The organism is Clostridium sp. LBM24168 (assembly GCF_052953915.1).
The window spans coordinates 106,012-122,444 of record NZ_CP196861.1; the positions used below are offsets into that span (position 1 = coordinate 106,012).

Annotated in this window: 18 protein-coding genes; 12 read left to right on the forward strand and 6 right to left on the reverse strand. The window is 37.0% G+C overall.

Annotated features, from left to right (window positions below):
- The first annotated feature begins 19 nt into the window (after window positions 1–19).
- From ACSVC9_RS00550 to ACSVC9_RS00575, 6 genes are all read left to right on the forward strand, one after another.
- Entirely contained in the window at window positions 20–928 is a 909-nt protein-coding gene (locus ACSVC9_RS00550) for a carbohydrate ABC transporter permease (RefSeq protein WP_446898450.1), read from the forward strand.
- A gap of 22 nt (window positions 929–950) precedes the next feature.
- Window positions 951–1,781 carry a carbohydrate ABC transporter permease gene (locus ACSVC9_RS00555; RefSeq protein WP_446898451.1) on the forward strand — a complete coding sequence of 277 codons (831 nt, stop codon included), beginning with the start codon at window positions 951–953 and terminating at the stop codon, window positions 1,779–1,781.
- 14 nt (window positions 1,782–1,795) lie between these two features.
- Entirely contained in the window at window positions 1,796–2,905 is a 1,110-nt protein-coding gene (locus ACSVC9_RS00560) for an ABC transporter ATP-binding protein (protein WP_446898452.1), read from the forward strand.
- Between the two features lie 71 nt (window positions 2,906–2,976).
- On the forward strand, window positions 2,977–4,311 hold the full coding sequence (locus tag ACSVC9_RS00565; protein ID WP_446898453.1) for an L-fucose/L-arabinose isomerase family protein: 1,335 nt from the start codon (window positions 2,977–2,979) through the stop codon (window positions 4,309–4,311).
- Between the two features lie 30 nt (window positions 4,312–4,341).
- A complete protein-coding gene (locus ACSVC9_RS00570) occupies window positions 4,342–5,010 on the forward strand; it encodes a DUF4867 family protein (RefSeq protein WP_446898454.1) in 669 nt (222 codons plus the stop codon).
- A gap of 26 nt (window positions 5,011–5,036) precedes the next feature.
- Window positions 5,037–7,055: an alpha-glucosidase gene (locus ACSVC9_RS00575; protein WP_446898455.1), complete on the forward strand. Its 2,019-nt coding sequence runs from the start codon at window positions 5,037–5,039 to the stop codon at window positions 7,053–7,055.
- 49 nt (window positions 7,056–7,104) lie between these two features.
- On the opposite strand, the gene ACSVC9_RS00580 is transcribed toward ACSVC9_RS00575, so the two are convergent.
- Both ACSVC9_RS00580 and ACSVC9_RS00585 read right to left on the reverse strand, forming a co-directional pair.
- On the reverse strand, window positions 7,105–7,359 hold the full coding sequence (locus ACSVC9_RS00580; RefSeq protein ID WP_446898456.1) for a spore coat protein: 255 nt from the start codon (window positions 7,357–7,359) through the stop codon (window positions 7,105–7,107).
- Window positions 7,360–7,389: 30 nt separating this feature from the next.
- The gene (locus tag ACSVC9_RS00585; RefSeq protein WP_446898457.1) at window positions 7,390–7,623 is read right to left on the reverse strand and encodes a hypothetical protein; all 234 of its coding nucleotides are present in this window, start codon (window positions 7,621–7,623) and stop codon (window positions 7,390–7,392) included.
- 103 nt (window positions 7,624–7,726) lie between these two features.
- On the opposite strand from ACSVC9_RS00585, the gene ACSVC9_RS00590 reads away from it, so the two are divergent.
- The 4 genes from ACSVC9_RS00590 to ACSVC9_RS00605 all read left to right on the forward strand — a co-directional run bounded on the left by ACSVC9_RS00590 (window position 7,727) and on the right by ACSVC9_RS00605 (window position 11,658).
- Window positions 7,727–8,143, forward strand: a complete 417-nt coding sequence (locus ACSVC9_RS00590; protein ID WP_446898458.1) for a putative ABC transporter permease — start codon at window positions 7,727–7,729, stop codon at window positions 8,141–8,143.
- A gap of 97 nt (window positions 8,144–8,240) precedes the next feature.
- Entirely contained in the window at window positions 8,241–9,395 is a 1,155-nt protein-coding gene (locus tag ACSVC9_RS00595; RefSeq protein WP_446898459.1) for a sugar diacid recognition domain-containing protein, read from the forward strand.
- Between the two features lie 134 nt (window positions 9,396–9,529).
- A complete protein-coding gene (locus tag ACSVC9_RS00600) occupies window positions 9,530–10,669 on the forward strand; it encodes a glycerate kinase family protein (protein WP_446898460.1) in 1,140 nt (379 codons plus the stop codon).
- A gap of 26 nt (window positions 10,670–10,695) precedes the next feature.
- The gene (locus ACSVC9_RS00605) at window positions 10,696–11,658 is read left to right on the forward strand and encodes a D-2-hydroxyacid dehydrogenase (protein WP_446898461.1); all 963 of its coding nucleotides are present in this window, start codon (window positions 10,696–10,698) and stop codon (window positions 11,656–11,658) included.
- An 84-nt stretch (window positions 11,659–11,742) separates the two neighbouring features.
- On the opposite strand, the gene ACSVC9_RS00610 is transcribed toward ACSVC9_RS00605, so the two are convergent.
- Both ACSVC9_RS00610 and ACSVC9_RS00615 read right to left on the reverse strand, forming a co-directional pair.
- Window positions 11,743–11,877: a hypothetical protein gene (locus tag ACSVC9_RS00610; protein WP_446898462.1), complete on the reverse strand. Its 135-nt coding sequence runs from the start codon at window positions 11,875–11,877 to the stop codon at window positions 11,743–11,745.
- Window positions 11,878–11,882: 5 nt separating this feature from the next.
- Complete coding sequence (locus ACSVC9_RS00615; RefSeq protein ID WP_446898463.1) at window positions 11,883–12,041, reverse strand: hypothetical protein; 159 nt, start codon at window positions 12,039–12,041, stop codon at window positions 11,883–11,885.
- A 170-nt stretch (window positions 12,042–12,211) separates the two neighbouring features.
- Between ACSVC9_RS00615 and ACSVC9_RS00620 the strand changes: the two genes are divergently transcribed.
- Together ACSVC9_RS00620 and malQ are read left to right on the forward strand one after the other, a co-directional pair.
- Window positions 12,212–13,387, forward strand: a complete 1,176-nt coding sequence (locus ACSVC9_RS00620) for a pyridoxal phosphate-dependent aminotransferase (protein ID WP_446898464.1) — start codon at window positions 12,212–12,214, stop codon at window positions 13,385–13,387.
- 26 nt (window positions 13,388–13,413) lie between these two features.
- Complete coding sequence (gene malQ / locus ACSVC9_RS00625; RefSeq protein WP_446898465.1) at window positions 13,414–14,784, forward strand: 4-alpha-glucanotransferase; 1,371 nt, start codon at window positions 13,414–13,416, stop codon at window positions 14,782–14,784.
- Between the two features lie 15 nt (window positions 14,785–14,799).
- Here the strand turns inward: malQ and ACSVC9_RS00630 are convergent, their stop codons facing one another.
- Together ACSVC9_RS00630 and ACSVC9_RS00635 are read right to left on the reverse strand one after the other, a co-directional pair.
- Window positions 14,800–15,444 carry a protein-glutamine gamma-glutamyltransferase gene (locus ACSVC9_RS00630; RefSeq protein ID WP_446898466.1) on the reverse strand — a complete coding sequence of 215 codons (645 nt, stop codon included), beginning with the start codon at window positions 15,442–15,444 and terminating at the stop codon, window positions 14,800–14,802.
- A complete protein-coding gene (locus ACSVC9_RS00635) occupies window positions 15,441–16,430 on the reverse strand; it encodes a hypothetical protein (protein WP_446898467.1) in 990 nt (329 codons plus the stop codon). Before ACSVC9_RS00635 ends, ACSVC9_RS00630 begins: the two co-directional genes overlap by 4 nt.
- Between the last annotated feature and the right edge of the window lie 3 nt (window positions 16,431–16,433).

Here is a 16,433-nt window from a genome sequence, read left to right on the forward strand (position 1 = left end):
AACGTGGAGGGATTGCAGTATGGGCTGGACAAGACGTAATGCAAATAGAAGAGACCTTTCTGAAAAAAGATTGGGATATTTGATGGTAGCGCCTGCATTAATTGTAATAATCATGATCGCAGTGTATCCAATAATAAAAACATTTTGGAATAGTTTTTTTGATATGCAGCTTCAAAATCCAGGTGCAACCAGGTTTATCGGTATAAAAAACTATGTAAAAATGGGGACAGATCCGGTGATTTGGCAGGGACTGAAAAATACATTCTATTTTACCTTTTTTTCAGTAATAATTGAATTGGTACTGGGCTTTGTACTGGCATTGATTATGAATGCCAATTTTAGATATAAGGGGATAGTGAGGACTTCAATACTTATACCCTGGGCCATACCTGGAATTATTGTCGCCTTGATCTGGCAATTTATGTTCAATGATAAATTAGGTATAATAAATGAATTACTCATAAATATGCATATAATTAAAACTCCTGTATTATGGCTTGGAACTGTTGGATATTCCATGTGGGCTATAATAATAGCCGATGTTTGGAAACAACTGCCCTTTATGGCGCTATTACTTCTAGCAGGACTTCAAACCGTTCCAAAAGAACTTTATGAAGCAGCGGATGTAGATGGAGCCGGATATTTTAGAAAATTTTGGAGTATAACTTTACCATACATAAAGAATATAGTCATTGTGGTGTTGCTTTTTAGAATAATTGGAGCCCTCAGAATATTTGATACCATATATGGAATGACTGCCGGAGGACCTGGAAATTCCACAATATCCATTATAATGTATGCATATAAACAGCTATTTAATAATCTGGATATTGGTTATGGTTCGGCAGTTGCCATGCTGGCTTTTGTAATAATATTTATATTGTGTTTAATTTATCTTAAACTTTTGAGCTCTGAGGATGAGAAGTAAAAGCTATAGGGAGGTACTGACCATGAATTATAGAATAACAAATAAGATATTTTTTATAATACTGGTAATTCTAGTAGTTATAATATCACTTTTCCCGGTTTACTGGCAGTTTATTGTATCCATTAGAAGTTCTGCACAACTAAATAACTCAGATATGAGTTTGCTTCCCCATGGAATACATCTGGAAAACTATATTTATATTTTTACTCAAACTGATTTTTTAAAGTATATATTAAACAGCCTTATAGTTTCCATTACCTCGACTATAATAAGTTTGGTTATAGGAATATTTTGCTCTTATGCAGTCGCAAGGCTTGATATTAAAGGAAAAAATTTTATACTGGCATTTGTGCTTTCGGTATCGATTTTTCCTGGAATAGCCTTAGTCAGTCCATTATTTATAATATTCAAACAAACACAATTGTTAAATACCTATTGGGGATTGATACTTCCATATATTACTTTTTCTCTTCCTCTTGCTATTTGGAATCTACAGGCTTTTTTCAAGGTTATACCCAAAGAGGTGGATGAATCTGCAAAAATTGATGGAGCATCACCATTTACAATATTTTTAAAAATAATAATGCCGCTTGTTACACCAGGTATATTTACTACTTTTATAATGGTATTTATAACGGCCTGGAATGAATTCCTTTTTGGGCTTATTTTTGCTACGAACGGGGATATAAGAACTGTACCGGTAGGTATAGTTATGCTTCAGGGTGAATACAATGTGCCTTGGGGTCAAGTATCTGCAGCGTCTATTATAGCTACAATTCCGGTTATAGTACTAGTACTGATTTTTCAAAGAAGAATCATATCTGGTATTACAAGTGGAGCAGTTAAAAGTTAAAGGAGTGATTTTTAGTGGCTAATTTATCCTTAAAACACATATATAAAATATATTCTGGCAATGTTACGGCGGTAAAAGATTTCAACCTTGAGATAGACGACAAGGAATTTGTTGTTTTTGTAGGGCCTTCAGGTTGTGGAAAATCCACCATATTGAGAATGATAGCTGGGCTGGAAGATATTTCTAGAGGTGAATTATATATAGGAGGAGAATTAAAAAATAATATTCCGCCTAAAGATAGAGATATAGCCATGGTGTTTCAAAATTATGCATTATATCCCCATATGACTGTATATGGTAATATGGCATTTGGATTAAAGCTTAGAAAAATACCCAAGAAAGTTATAGACAGCAAAGTTAGGGAAGCAGCAAAAATTCTTGATATTGAGCATTTGCTGGATAGAAAACCAAAAGCCCTGTCAGGAGGTCAAAAACAGAGAGTTGCAATGGGAAGAGCCATAGTAAGAAATCCAAAGGTATTTCTAATGGATGAACCTCTGTCTAATCTTGATGCAAAACTTAGAGTCCAGATGAGAACGGAGATAGCAAAGCTTCATAAAAAACTTGAAACTACATTTATCTATGTTACCCATGATCAGACGGAAGCCATGACCTTGGGAACAAGGATAGTGGTCATAAATGATGGTATAGTGCAGCAGGTTGATACCCCACAGCAGATATATAATCATCCCGCAAATATTTTTGTGGCCGGATTTATAGGAAGCCCTCAGATGAACTTTATAGATGCCAGGGTTGTAGAAGAAAATGGTAAATTTGTTCTGCGGTTCGATAACGAATCATTACCGTTAAATGAGGAACATAGTAGAATTATCAGAGAAAAAGGATATATGGATAAAGATGTAATTATGGGGATAAGACCGGAAAATATAGATAGCAATGAGAAATCTATTGACAGGTACGGCAATTCTGTAGTTAGTGCCAGAGTAATTGTAACAGAGCTTATGGGATCTGAGACATTTTTATATTTAAGTAAAGGAAAAACTGATTTTACTGTAAGAGCAGCAGGTACTTCGAAAATAGGGGTAGGAGATAATATAAAAGTAGCCTTTGATAATAGTAAAGTACATATATTTGATAGAGAAACACAGCAAACCATAATCTAATTTTAACTTCAAGTAGTAAAAAATTAGGAAAAGTTGTTGGAGGATTAACTAAAATAAGGAGTTGTTTGGTTATGAATATTAAAGTAGCCTTTTTCCCATTTGCACGTACTACATTTTTTATGCCGGATGCCAGGGAAAACTTTAAAAGATCCTGTAAAATGCTTGGAGGAATTTTCGACAATATCATAAAACCAGATGAACTTATCACTTCTCTAGAGATATTGGGCGAGTTTGCTGATAATATTTCAAAGCCGGATTTGATTATCTATCAATCTACGACCTTCATTGGTGGAGATTTTGTTACAGAATTAACACGCCGTTTTGACTGCCCCATAGTGATCTGGGCAGTACGTGAGCCTTCAATGGATGGAGGGCGTTTGAAGCTTAATTCCCTTACAGGTGCTTTTTCTGCCGGTAACAGTGTATATACCCAGGGGCATAAACACAAATTTGTATTTGGAAATCCAGATGAAGATGAATTGGTTAAAAGGATAAGTGATATAGGAGAAGCTGTTGACGTGATTAAAAAATTAAAGAACCTGGTAATTGGAGTTATTGGCTCTCAGCCAGCAGGTTTTGGATTTGGAGCCATTGATGAATCAAAGCTTGCAGCTACTTTTGGTTCTAGAATTTCTCAAATTGAGGCATCACAGATAATGGAAAAAGCCGCGGAATATAGTATTGATGACATATCACCAGCCCTGGAAGAACTAAAGTCACGTACTATAGCCTGTGATGCCGTATCCCCTGAAAGTTTGGAAAAATATGCACGTTTGCGTACAGCTTATCAGGAATTTGTAGTAAATACGGGAGCTGATGCCGTAGCTTCCAGGTGCTGGCCTGATTTTTTCGAGAAATTTGATGCTCCCGTCTGCACCGTATTGTCAATGATGAATGATAATGGCGTGGCATCAGCTTGTGAGACGGATGTAGTAGGGGCATTGACAATGTTTATAGCTTTACAGCTTACTAAAAATGCCGTGTATTTTGGAGATCCGGTAGCTGTAGATGAAAAATGCGATAGTATTGTTTATTGGCATTGTGGGGCAGGTGCAAGTTCTCTTGCCTGTGAAAGAGAGGGCGCGAAAATTGGAGTACATCCAAACCGTAAAATTGGACCAACTATGGAATTTGGATTAAAAAATGGGACTGTTACTGTGCTAAGACTTGGAAAATATTCAGACGGTTTCAGAATGTTTGTTTATAAGGGTGAAGCCCTGAATGAACCCAGAAAGTTCTTTGGAACTTCAGTAACTGTAAAACCTGAAGGGGGAAAGGCTGAAGAAAAAATAGCAAAATTTGTGGAAGACGGATGGGAACCCCATTTTGTGGTTGCCTATGGCGATATAGTTACTAAGATTGAAGTCATGTGCCACATATTGAATATAAAAATATATCGATATTGATTTAGAATTGCAAACAAGGAGGAAAGTATTGTGAATCAGCAAGAACTGGCAGAATTAAATCCTCATATAAGAATAAAGTCTCCATATGACGATGATTTCATAAAATATGGAAGATTAATAGAAGATTATAATTTTAATGAAATAATACAATATATGGAGCAAAATACGTCTATTCCTGGGAACGGCAATACATATCTGGCATCAGTCCCTGAAATGGAAAATACTAAAATAAAAGATAGGCTCCAGAGCGAATTTTATGGAGAGATGCCTATAGAAATAGGGTACTGTAATGGACCAAATTCTACGTTGAATGGACTTGAATATCACATGGGAAGTGAAATAGATGTAGCTGTTACAGATTTGGTACTTTTCCTTGGACAACTTAGGGATATACAGGATAATAAATATTCATCCAGTAAAGTTGAAGCTTTCTTCATTAAAAAGGGGACTGCGGTACAAATTTATGAAACTACCTTGCATTTTGGCCCCTGTAAAACCTCAGAAGAAGGATTCAAATGTATAGTTGTTTTACCCAGAGGAACTAATGAACCATTGAAAAATAATAAAAGCAGATATAAAGATAAGCTTCTATTTGCCAGGAATAAATGGCTTTTGGTTCATGGAGATAAAAAAAATCTAATCGAAAATGGAGCTTATGCAGGAATAGATGGGGAAAACATTGAGATAAAAATCAAGTAAAATGCTTATAAAGAGGGGAAATAATTGTGAGGATCAGAGATAAAGAAAATGGTTTTAGTTTGTTGATTGACGAAAAGGAACTAATAACCCATAGCATTCAAAACCCATGCATTTATGTTGGAAAAGGCAAGGCAGACTATAATATGTTTAGGGGAAACTTTGATATAAAAGACCATATATTTGAAAAAATAGCACTAAATGAATTTAATTTAGTAGAAGATAATAATGGGGTTACAATTACTTTTTTTAGAAAAAATATTTATTCCCTGAAAGTAAAATTTTATGAAGATAAGGGAAGGAGTATAATTGAATTTTTAGAAAATCCATATAAATTCAATAGATTGTGGATAAGAATAAAAGCTGAAAGTGGAGAACATGTATATGGGTGTGGAGAGCAATTTTCATATTTTGATCTTAGGGGAAGAAATTATCCATTGTGGACTTCTGAACAGGGTATCGGCAGGAATAAGAGTACTTATGTCACTTTTTTAGCAGATTCAATGGGTAAATCCGGCGGAGATTATTATACTACATTCTTCCCGGAACCGACTTTTATTTCCAGCAGGAAATATTATTGCCATGTTGACGGCAGCTCCTATATGGATTTTGATTTTAGCAACAGCAATTTTCACGAACTGCAGATATGGGATGTGCCTAAAAGGATAATTTTTGAATCCGGAGAAAATTATCTGGAACTAATCATGAAATTAACTGGATTTTTGGGAAGACAGCCAGAACTTCCAGAGTGGGTTTATAACGGAGTGTGGCTTGGAATACAGGGTGGAACTGATGTAGTGCTCGGTAAGCTAAAAGATGCTTTGGAAAAAGGAGTCAAGGTGAGCGGCATATGGGCCCAGGATTGGGAGGGAATCAGGATTACCTCTTTTGGAAAAAGACTCATGTGGAACTGGACCTGGGATAAAAATTTGTATCCTGATTTAGATAAGATAATCAAGGAATTAAAGCAAAAAGGAATAGGATTTTTAGGATATATAAATCCATATTTAGCTGTTGAAGGCTCTTTATTTAAAGAAGCCAGTAAAAATGGATATCTGGCAAAAGACAAAGATGGGAAAGATTATCTTGTGGAATTTGGAGAATTTTATGCCGGAATAGTTGATTTTACTATGCCGGAAGCTTGCAGATGGTATAAATCCCTAATAAAAAGAGAAATGATAGATTTGGGACTTTCAGGTTGGATGGCAGATTTTGGAGAATATCTTCCAGCCGATGTTGTTTTAAAAAATGGAATGAGTCCTGAAATAATGCACAATGTCTGGCCCGCAATGTGGGCTAGAATAAATAGAGAGGCAGTGGAAGAATCCGGAAAGATAAATGACATTGTATTTTTTATGAGATCAGGCTCCACGGGAAGTCAGAAATATTCTACCATGATTTGGGCGGGAGACCAAAATGTAAACTGGAGCCTTGATGATGGACTGGCTTCTGTAATTCCGGCCGCTTTATCACTTGGTATGACTGGGTATGGATTACATCACAGTGACATAGGAGGATATACTACATTGTTTGAAATGAAGAGAACAAAGGAGTTATTTATGAGGTGGGCGGAAATGGCTGCATTTACACCTATAATGAGAACTCATGAGGGTAATAGACCGGAGGATAATTGGCAATTTGATTCAGATGATGAAACTATATGTCATTTTGCTAAAATGAGTAGGGTATATAGCTCGTTGGCAGAATATACTAAATCCATAGTGAAAGAAAATTCACAAAAAGGTATTCCACTGCAGAGACCATTATTCATGCATTATGAGAATGATGAAAAATGTTATACGATTAAATATGAATATTTGTATGGAAGGGATATTTTGGTAGCACCTGTCTATAAACCCGGTAAACGCATGTGGAAATTGTATTTGCCAGAAGATAATTGGGTGCATTTATGGACGGGAAAAGAGTATGAAGGTGGAGAAATCAGTATACAGGTTCCTATTGGACAGCCTTCTGTATTCTATAGAAAAAACTCAGAATATAAAGATCTATTCAAAAAAATTGGGAATATAGAATACGGGGGATTTTGATAAAAATACATTGGTGATATTAATATCACCAATGTATTTTTCAGTGCAATTATTTGAGGTTCAAGGCAGTATCTGCTGCCTGCATATCCATTTTAAATTGCTTTTGTGGATCATGAGCGTTATAGAATCCTTTGCTTATCATGTATTCTGTAATTTTTTCATGCATACATATAGCATCATCTAATTGTTTTTTCAATATGTTTCTAACTTCCGGTGAAGCTGTCTCTGAAATGGCAGAAGCGTAATTTTTCATACTTGCCTTTGTGGATGCCAAGAAATCGGCAGCTATCATTTGATCATTCATTGTTACACCCCTTTTCTCATTGTTTCCATATTATACAGGATTTCCTGCCAGAGCTCTTTTGGCTAAATCGGATTTCTGCATCAAAGTTTTCAATTCTGTGATTTGAGTTCTTGTTTTGGTTATGTCATCCTGTAGAATTTGTTTTAATTGAGGATCAGTAACCTGAGAAATTGCACTTGTTGCTTTTGTAAGGCAAAGATTTTTGGAAGAAAGTATCTCGTGAAGTTCCAGTGATTCACGAGGAGTAATTGTCTGTTGCATCATGAATATCGCCTCCTTATTTGTACAATTATATTGTTACCCAAATATAAATAAATATGAAAAAATTTACTTGCATATAAATTCATATAATGTAAAACATATGTTTATGAAAAGTAGATTTATAATTTATGGGCTGCTGGGATGGTGTATGGAAATAGTTTGGACTGGTTTTGGAGCACTGCTTCAGGGAAACTTGAAATTGCCTGCTTTCACATATATATGGATGTTTCCCATATATGGAATGGCGGTTTTCCTTGAACCTGTTCATGATAGAATCAGAAACTGGCCGGTTGTTTTGCGGGGAGGCGTGTATACACTTGTTATTTTTTTTATGGAATATGCTACCGGCTATGCAATAAAGTTTCTGGTTGGAGATTGTCCTTGGAATTATGGTAGATGTGCCTATTCAATAAATGGAATTATAAGGCTGGATTTCATTCCAGTGTGGTTTGTAGTCGGACTTCTATTTGAAAAGGTGCATGATATGCTTTCGAAATTTACGATTGTAAAGAGGGATTCCTAAAATTGAACGCCATTGTTTGTGATATGATAATATTGAAATAAATAATATAAAATCGTTGTCAGTAAGATGTTTATATATTTTTAAGGAGGAACATTCAATGGAGGTTCTAAGCAGAGAACTTGCTGAAAGAATAGTAGAAAGGACTATGAAAGCTGTCAATAAAAATGTGAATATTATGAATGACAAGGGAATAATTATAGCATCCGGTGATAAAAATAGAGTGGGCAATGTTCATGAGGGTGCAATTCTTGCAATTGAAAGAAAATCTGAATTCAATATTGATGAAAAGCAGTGCAGGGAGTTGAATGGAGTACAGCAGGGAACTAATGTAGTCATTGAGTTCCAGGATCATGTTGTGGGAGTAATTGGTATCACAGGCAAAAGGGATGAGGTTATAGGTTATGGTAAATTGATCAAGATGACTGCAGAGATGATGATAGAGCAGGCATATGTCATGAGGGAACTTGAATGGAGCAACAGGATCAAAGAGGATATGATAATATCCCTTATAAACAACAATCAAGTATCATTTCGCCTGCTTCAAAAATATACGAAAAAATTCAAACTGGATTATAATTATCCCATGGCAATTTTTATTGTAAAGGTGGATTTTAAAAAGATTTCACGGAGAAAAGATCTGGATTTATTGAACAATATAGTAAAAATTCTCGAAGGAGCACTCAAGGAGTCACTTGTGGCAGTTATCGATTCAAAGACGATTGTTCTCATATACAAATGTCCTACTATCCATTACAAGACAATAAACTGCATGGACAGAATAAAGAAAATTCATGAGAAAATACAGAAACAAACTGATAATGATGTCAAAATATCAGTGGGAAAAATATATAATAAATTATCCGATATACATAAATCCTATGAAATAGCAAATCAAACTCTCATTTTTGGACAAAAAAATCATCCCGGCGATAATGTATATATTTTTGATTTTCTAAAATATGAGATGTTGTTTGCGCAGGATAATGCCCAATGGAAGGTTAATGAATTGAGAGAGTACTATAATATGATTGCTGTAAACGATAAAAATGGTGAATTAAGGGAAACGCTTAAAGTATTTATAGAGGAAAATGGCGAACTGAACAAAGTATCCAACAGGTTGTTTATACATAGGAATACCCTGAATTACCGTCTTAATAAAATATACAAGCTTACGAATATGAATCCAAAAAAATATATCGATTTATTCTGGCTTTATTGCTCCATTATTGATTTTAAAACAAATGAAAGTTAATTCAACTTTTAATTTATGCATATAAATAGAATTAATCATATATTCGAACAAAGTTTTGTGCAACTGAATATTGTTTCCCCTATTGAAAAGTATTATTTTATATATAATAATGGCTTGATTTGGGGGGATTAAATATGAAAAAAGAGTCTAATATTTTACTGGCACCGGATTCATTTAAAGAAAGTATGACAGCAAGAGAAGTGTGTGACGCCATGGAAAAGGGTATCAAAAAAGTAGACAAAAATATTAATTGCATGAAGATACCAATGGCAGATGGCGGAGAAGGTACAATGCAGTCTCTGGTTGATGCTACGCAGGGTAGTATATATAAATTAAAGGTAGTTGGACCGCTTGGGAATGAGGTAGAAGCTGAATACGGTATACTTGGAGATGGCAAGACAGGAATTATAGAAATGGCTAGTGCAAGTGGAATTGCATTGATTCATCCTGAAGATAGAAATCCACTTGTAACAACAACCTATGGGACAGGACAGCTTATAAGGGCAAGCCTGGATCGTGGAGTAAAAAAATTGCTCATAGGTATCGGTGGAAGTGCAACCAATGATGGAGGTGCAGGAGTTGTTCAGGCATTGGGTGGAAGATTGAAGGATAACTCCGGAAGAGATATTGGATTTGGCGGAGGGGAGTTGGGAAAACTGTCTTCTATAGATTTGTCCGAATTTGATATACGGCTTAAGGAAGTGGAAGTAGAAGTTGCCTGCGATGTTACAAATCCTCTTTGTGGAAGCAATGGGTCATCAAATGTATTCGGACCACAAAAAGGTGCAAGTAGTGAAATGATAAAAATACTGGATGATAATTTAAGACATTATGCCTGTATAATTAAAAATAAGCTTGATATAGATGTATTAAACATACCCGGGGCTGGCGCAGCAGGAGGATTGGGAGCCGGACTCATGGCATTTTTGAATGGAAAACTTCAAGCTGGCATCGATATAGTAATAAGATACTCCAACCTTGAGGAGAATGTAAAGGCTGCAGATTTGGTTTTTACAGGGGAGGGAAGTATTGATTTCCAGACACAATATGGTAAAACTCCAATGGGTGTGGCCAGAATGGCCAAGAAATACGACAAACCGGTGATAGTACTGGCAGGAAATATAGGAAAAGGTATAGAAGTACTTTATGAAAAGGGTGTGGATTCAATTTTCAGTATTGTTCAAGGTGTTACAACTTTGGGAAATGCCCTTGAAGATGGAAGTAAAAATGTAGAAAAGACTATGGAAAATATTATGAGGCTGATGAAGTTGTAGAAACTGTATTATTTTAATGAAATGAGGTGTTAGTATTGAAGCGGAATATTCTTGTCCTGATTACACTTGATGAAAGAAGCAAAAAATTCCTGGAGCAAAAAGATCCATCTGCTGATTATGTATATGAAACTCTTGAAACAGTTGGAAGAGAACAGGTTCAGAATGCCAATATCATTATCGGGAATCCGCCTGTGGATATGATAAGGGGATCTGAAAATCTTGAATGGCTTCAGCTTGAAAGTGCCGGAGTAGGGAGATATGCAGATAAAGATGTACTTCCTGACGGTGTTGTGCTTACCAATGCATCTGGAGCATACGGACTTGCCATATCAGAATATATGCTAGGGGCTTTACTTGAGCTGTATAAAAAGCTTCATTTATACAGGGACAACCAGGCAAAACAGGCTTGGAAATATGAAGGGAAAGTAAAATCAATTTGTGGATCTACGGCTTTAATCGTAGGGTTAGGTGATATAGGAGGCGAATTTGCCAAAAGGGTGAAGGCACTTGGAGCCTATACCATAGGAGTAAGACGTAAAAATCCGAATAAACCGGATTATCTGGATGAACTTCATTTCATGGATGATCTGGAAACCTTGTTACCCCGGGCGGATATCGTGACTTTGAGTCTGCCGGCTACAAAGCTTACAAACAAGATCATAAATGATAGAACATTGAAGCTGATGAAGAAAGATGCAGTGCTTGTCAATGTTGGGCGTGGAAATGCCGTTGATACTGATGCACTCTGTGATGCCCTTGAAAAGGGATATCTTCTGGGGGCTGCATTGGATGTGACAGATCCTGAACCTCTTCCGGAGGGACACAGGCTCTGGGGAATAAAGAATGTAGTCATTACACCTCATGTTTCTGGAGGGTACAGTCTGAATGAAACTTATGAAAGGATTGTAAGGCTGAGTATAGATAATCTGGAAGCGTTTGTTTCTGGAAAAGATATCTCAAATATTGTAGATCTTTCCGCAGGATACTGACTTGACGGAATGAAATGATAATGCAGCCGTGAAATGTTCCCCTATGGTATATGGGGAACATTTCAAAAGCTGCATTGTCTCTTTCTAATTGTGATTGTTTTTTATAGAATGTTTCTTTGCATTGCGATTGCCATTTTGTGCCTCACGGCTTATAGGTGTCTGACAATTGCATTTGCGCTCTCTTACCTCTTTTTTGTCTATCTGACTGTCTTTGGTCATATCAATCACTCCTCTATCGGATTGGCTTTTTTATTGCCTGTCTTGGCCTTGCCCTGGATTTCTCCAACGGGAGAACCATTATTTTTGGGGAATTTCATTTTCTTGTTGCTTTCAGTACCGTGGGGATCACTTGGACTTGGTCTTCTCATACCTGACTTAGCCATAAATAAATTTTCCTCCTAGTTCATTTTTACTATTATGTTGTTCAAGTTAATCCACATTTATACCTGAAAATATATAAATTATGATATAATATTTCCAGGAAAGTAAAATGTTTTCATAGAAAATCGTAGAAAGGATGTGAAAATACTGATTTTAAAAATCAGTAAAAAATATGTTTGCAAATAAATTTTCAAATAGAATGGACAGGCTTGGAACCGAATCCGCTTTTGAGGTACTTTCAAGGGCTAAGCAGCTTGAAGGCCGGGGAATTGATGTAGTGCATTTTGAAATAGGCGAACCGGACTTTGATACACCCGGGAATATAATAGAGGCTGCCAAAAGAGCGTTAGACAGTGGATATACCCACTACTCGCCAGCTCAGGGATATCTGCCGCTGCGGGAGACAATAGTGGATTATACTAAAAAATACAAAAATGTTGATACGAATCAGGAAGAAGTTGTGGTCGTACCCGGTGGCAAGCCTATTATTTTTTATACTATATTGTCGCTTGTAAATCCAGGAGATGAAGTAATATGCCCAAATCCGGGATTCCCAATTTATGAATCCATGATTAACTTTGTAGGCGGAATAGCTGTACCACTGAACATCAGGGAGGAAAACAATTTCAGGCTGGATGTAGATGAACTGAAATCGAAGATAACATCCAGAACTAAACTTTTAATTATAAATTCACCTGCCAACCCAACGGGCGGGGTGCTTACAAAAGAGGATATAAATTCCATTGCACAGACGTTGAAGGGCAGGAATATATATGTACTGTCAGATGAAATATATACGAGAATTAACTATGGTAATATTCCATCAAAATCAATAGCATCCATACCATACATGAAGGATTGGACAATCATTTTGGACGGTTTTTCAAAGACTTATGCAATGACAGGATGGAGGCTTGGTTATGGGATAATGAACAGTGAACTGGCCCAGAAAGTTACTGATCTCATGATAAATTCCAATTCCTGTGTGGCTGGATTTACACAGATTGCAGGTATAGAAGCACTTACCGGGCCACAGGATGAGGCAGACAGGATGGTTGAAGAATTAAAGGAAAGGAGAAAAGTAATTGTAGATGGACTGAATAGTATAAAAGGTATGAGCTGCAAGAAGCCAGAGGGAGCTTTTTATGTATTTCCAAATATAAAAAGTACGGGAATGAAGAGCAGTGAACTGGCGGATTATCTGCTTAATGAAGCGGGAGTGGCAGCTCTCTCCGGAACAAGCTTTGGAAGCTGTGGAGAAGGATATTTGAGATTGTCCTATGCCAATTCAATAGATAAAATAGAGGAAGGTCTGGAACGCATACAGAAAGCCCTTCAGCGTATTTAAAATTGATTTGCAAGGGAGATATTGAAATGGATGGAAGAAGCAGCGGTATATTGATGCACATCACATCTCTGCCTGGACAATATGGAATAGGAACTTTTGGGAAAAGTGCCTATGAATTTGTGGATTTTATGGTCAAAGCCGGTCAAAAATACTGGCAGGTGCTGCCTCTTGGGCCTACGGGAATGTGGGATTCTCCATACCAGCCCTTCTCATCCTTTGCAGGAAACCCCTATTTTATAGATCTGGATATCTTAAATGAAGAAGGTATGCTGGATAAGCAGGTGTATGAAAATCTGGATTTTGGAAGTGATCCGGAAAGAGTAGACTATGGAAAGATATTTGAAAACAAAATGGGAGTTTTAGAAATTGCCTATGAAAACAGTGGAAAAAAGTATGTGGTACCCATGGAGAAATTTAAAAAAGATAATGAGTACTGGCTGAAAGATTATGCACTCTATATGTCTCTCAAGACAAAAACTGATGAAGAGTTATGGATGTTTTTGCAGTATATGTTTTTTAAACAGTGGAAGAACTTGAAAAATTATGCTGGTGAAAATGGAATAAAGATTATAGGGGATATTCCCATTTATGCTGCAGATGATAGTGCGGATACTTGTTTCAGAAAGGAAATATTCTCAATGCAGGCCGTATCGGGATGCCCTCCAGATGCATTTTCAGATACGGGACAGCTATGGGGAAATCCTGTATATGACTGGGATTATCTCAAAAATACTGGATATGAATGGTGGATGGAGAGACTTAAGAAAAATGCGGAAATGTATGACGTGGTCAGGATGGATCATTTCAGGGGGTTTGAATCCTTCTGGCAGATACCACGTGGAGAGAAAACTGCTGTAAATGGAAAATGGGTGAAAGGTCCGGGAATGGAATTTTTCAAACAGGTCAAAGACAATATAAATATAGATATAATAGCGGAGGATCTTGGATATCTGACACCGGAGGTGTTGAATTTAAGGAGGGAGTCCGGCTATCCCGGAATGAAAGTCCTGGAATTTGCTTTTGATTCAACGAAAAAAAGTATTTATCTCCCCCACAACTATGATAAAAATTGTGTAGTCTATACAGGCACCCACGATAATGAACCTGTCATGGGATGGATTCAAAATGCTCCAAAAGAGGATGTGGACTTTGCAAAAAGGTATTTGAGACTGAGTGAAAAAGAAGGGTACAACTGGGGCTTCATAAGAGGGACTCTTAGCTCCGTGGCAAAGCTCGCAGTTATACAGCTCCAGGATTATATTGGACTTGGAAATGAAGCCAGAATGAATATACCTTCAACTGTCGGAGAAAACTGGAAATGGAGGGTAAGAGGCGAACAGCTTACGGATGAACTGGCATATAAAATTAAAAATATTACAGAGCTTTATGGAAGGTAGGAGATGTTGGTACCATTATCTGTGGTGGTGCCTTCCAGTGGTGTCTTCTTCCTTTATATGTGACAGATGCTCAAAATCGGGTCTTGTAACAGAATCAAGAAGATAAGCGGATTGTGTTGCCCCAAGAACCCTGTTTGAATTTAGTGCATCGATTATTTCCCTGCCGGTTGTTATGCCTATACCATGACCATAGTACATTCCCTGTCCAAGGTCAATTACATTTTCCCCCTGCCATTCAGGAGTCAGCGGACTTACCTGGGGATTCCTGAAGTATCTGCAGTCACCGGGCAGAGGATTTTCTACATTATCCACGGTAGTAAGTCCAAGGTTTCTGTCTATATTCTGCCAGTTCATTAAATATATTTCCGGGAATACGGCATCAAACAGTCTGCCGCCGAATGAATCAAGGCATGCCTTATAATATACTATGACCATGGCAGTTGCACATTCGGTACCATATTCACCGCCGTTTTCATAAATATCATTGATGGCAGAGGAAGGTTTTACACCGCTTTTTAACAGGAAACCGCCCTGTCTTGTCCTTTTCCAGTAATCCTCGTTACATTCTGATTTACGGAAAGTACGAAAAGATAAACCACTTCTATCAAGCCCTATGGCTGCATTTACAATATTCTTTCTTAAATTCGATTCGAAACTCATTGTACTCCCCCCATTCTGGCAATTTTTATCTGATCCTCCAGGGAAGAGTGCCTCCATAAATCCCATAGATATATATTTCTATTGTGTATTTTCAATGAAAAGTTTGAAAGAAGAACTTTTGTACTTCCATCAAGTTTTTTAAACTCCTCCAAAAGCTTGTGTTCCTCATTTGAAGGGGAGCAGAAGGCCTTGCCGGTATCACAGCATATATTCTTGCAGAGATACTTGCCTTCAAGGACTACCCTGTAGGGAGTTGGATTTGGGGTCTGCTGAAAGCTTTCACCGGTATACTTTAAAAATGCACTGTTTTCTTTCATCCAGTTCAAAAAATTAGTGTATTTTTTTGCACTGCTCGTATCATCATTCATTCCGGGTATGAAATTCAGAAGTTTGCAGGCTATTTCCACATCCTTCTTTTCTTGAGAAAGCAGTCTCTCTCCTATGATAATCAAGCTTTCAGGACTTGCAGACTGGAAAAATGCCCAGGTGAGATCGTGAATTAAAAAGCCCTTTCTATACCTTTCAAAAATCATGTCCGCCATAATTGGAAGCAATGTGTTGTCTTTATAGATTTTTGTCAGAATTGCACATGTGATATCTAGAACCCTGTCATATTCATCGTTCATGCCGTCACTGGAAAATCCGGATTTCAATATCCACTTTAAAGCGGAATGAATTACATGTATATGGCTAAAGGACAGGCTTTCCTTCAGGGTGTTCTTTCCCTTGTCCAATAGTATTTTTTTCACAATCAACAGGGCGGCCTTGTTTCTCTGGTTGAGATTTCTGAGCAAATCTACCTTTTCGATTTCATCCTTGAGTATGAACAATGTAGAAAACTGAAGCTTTTTGTCATTGATGAAGGTGTCGGCTTTATCAGGATTCTGTCTGGAAAGCTGGGTGAAAAAGTCCCTCAGGTCATCCGGACCTTTACTGTTTCTTACGTTGTCTAAAAAACTTAAACTGCTGGGATCTGAATTATACATGGA

What these genes read in the sequence shown, in the direction of transcription:
- ACSVC9_RS00600 (WP_446898460.1), top strand. Translation starts at nt 9,530, where the DNA reads ATGAAAAAAGAGTCTAATATTTTACTGGCACCGGATTCATTTAAAGAA.
- ACSVC9_RS00585 (WP_446898457.1), bottom strand. Translation starts at nt 7,623, where the DNA reads ATGATGCAACAGACAATTACTCCTCGTGAATCACTGGAACTTCACGAG.
- ACSVC9_RS00565 (WP_446898453.1), top strand. Translation starts at nt 2,977, where the DNA reads ATGAATATTAAAGTAGCCTTTTTCCCATTTGCACGTACTACATTTTTT.
- ACSVC9_RS00580 (WP_446898456.1), bottom strand. Translation starts at nt 7,359, where the DNA reads ATGAATGATCAAATGATAGCTGCCGATTTCTTGGCATCCACAAAGGCA.
- ACSVC9_RS00595 (WP_446898459.1), top strand. Translation starts at nt 8,241, where the DNA reads ATGGAGGTTCTAAGCAGAGAACTTGCTGAAAGAATAGTAGAAAGGACT.
- malQ (WP_446898465.1), top strand. Translation starts at nt 13,414, where the DNA reads ATGGATGGAAGAAGCAGCGGTATATTGATGCACATCACATCTCTGCCT.
- ACSVC9_RS00610 (WP_446898462.1), bottom strand. Translation starts at nt 11,877, where the DNA reads ATGACCAAAGACAGTCAGATAGACAAAAAAGAGGTAAGAGAGCGCAAA.
- ACSVC9_RS00550 (WP_446898450.1), top strand. Translation starts at nt 20, where the DNA reads ATGGGCTGGACAAGACGTAATGCAAATAGAAGAGACCTTTCTGAAAAA.
- ACSVC9_RS00620 (WP_446898464.1), top strand. Translation starts at nt 12,212, where the DNA reads ATGTTTGCAAATAAATTTTCAAATAGAATGGACAGGCTTGGAACCGAA.
- ACSVC9_RS00590 (WP_446898458.1), top strand. Translation starts at nt 7,727, where the DNA reads ATGAAAAGTAGATTTATAATTTATGGGCTGCTGGGATGGTGTATGGAA.
- ACSVC9_RS00555 (WP_446898451.1), top strand. Translation starts at nt 951, where the DNA reads ATGAATTATAGAATAACAAATAAGATATTTTTTATAATACTGGTAATT.
- ACSVC9_RS00615 (WP_446898463.1), bottom strand. Translation starts at nt 12,041, where the DNA reads ATGGCTAAGTCAGGTATGAGAAGACCAAGTCCAAGTGATCCCCACGGT.
- ACSVC9_RS00635 (WP_446898467.1), bottom strand. Translation starts at nt 16,430, where the DNA reads ATGTATAATTCAGATCCCAGCAGTTTAAGTTTTTTAGACAACGTAAGA.
- ACSVC9_RS00630 (WP_446898466.1), bottom strand. Translation starts at nt 15,444, where the DNA reads ATGAGTTTCGAATCGAATTTAAGAAAGAATATTGTAAATGCAGCCATA.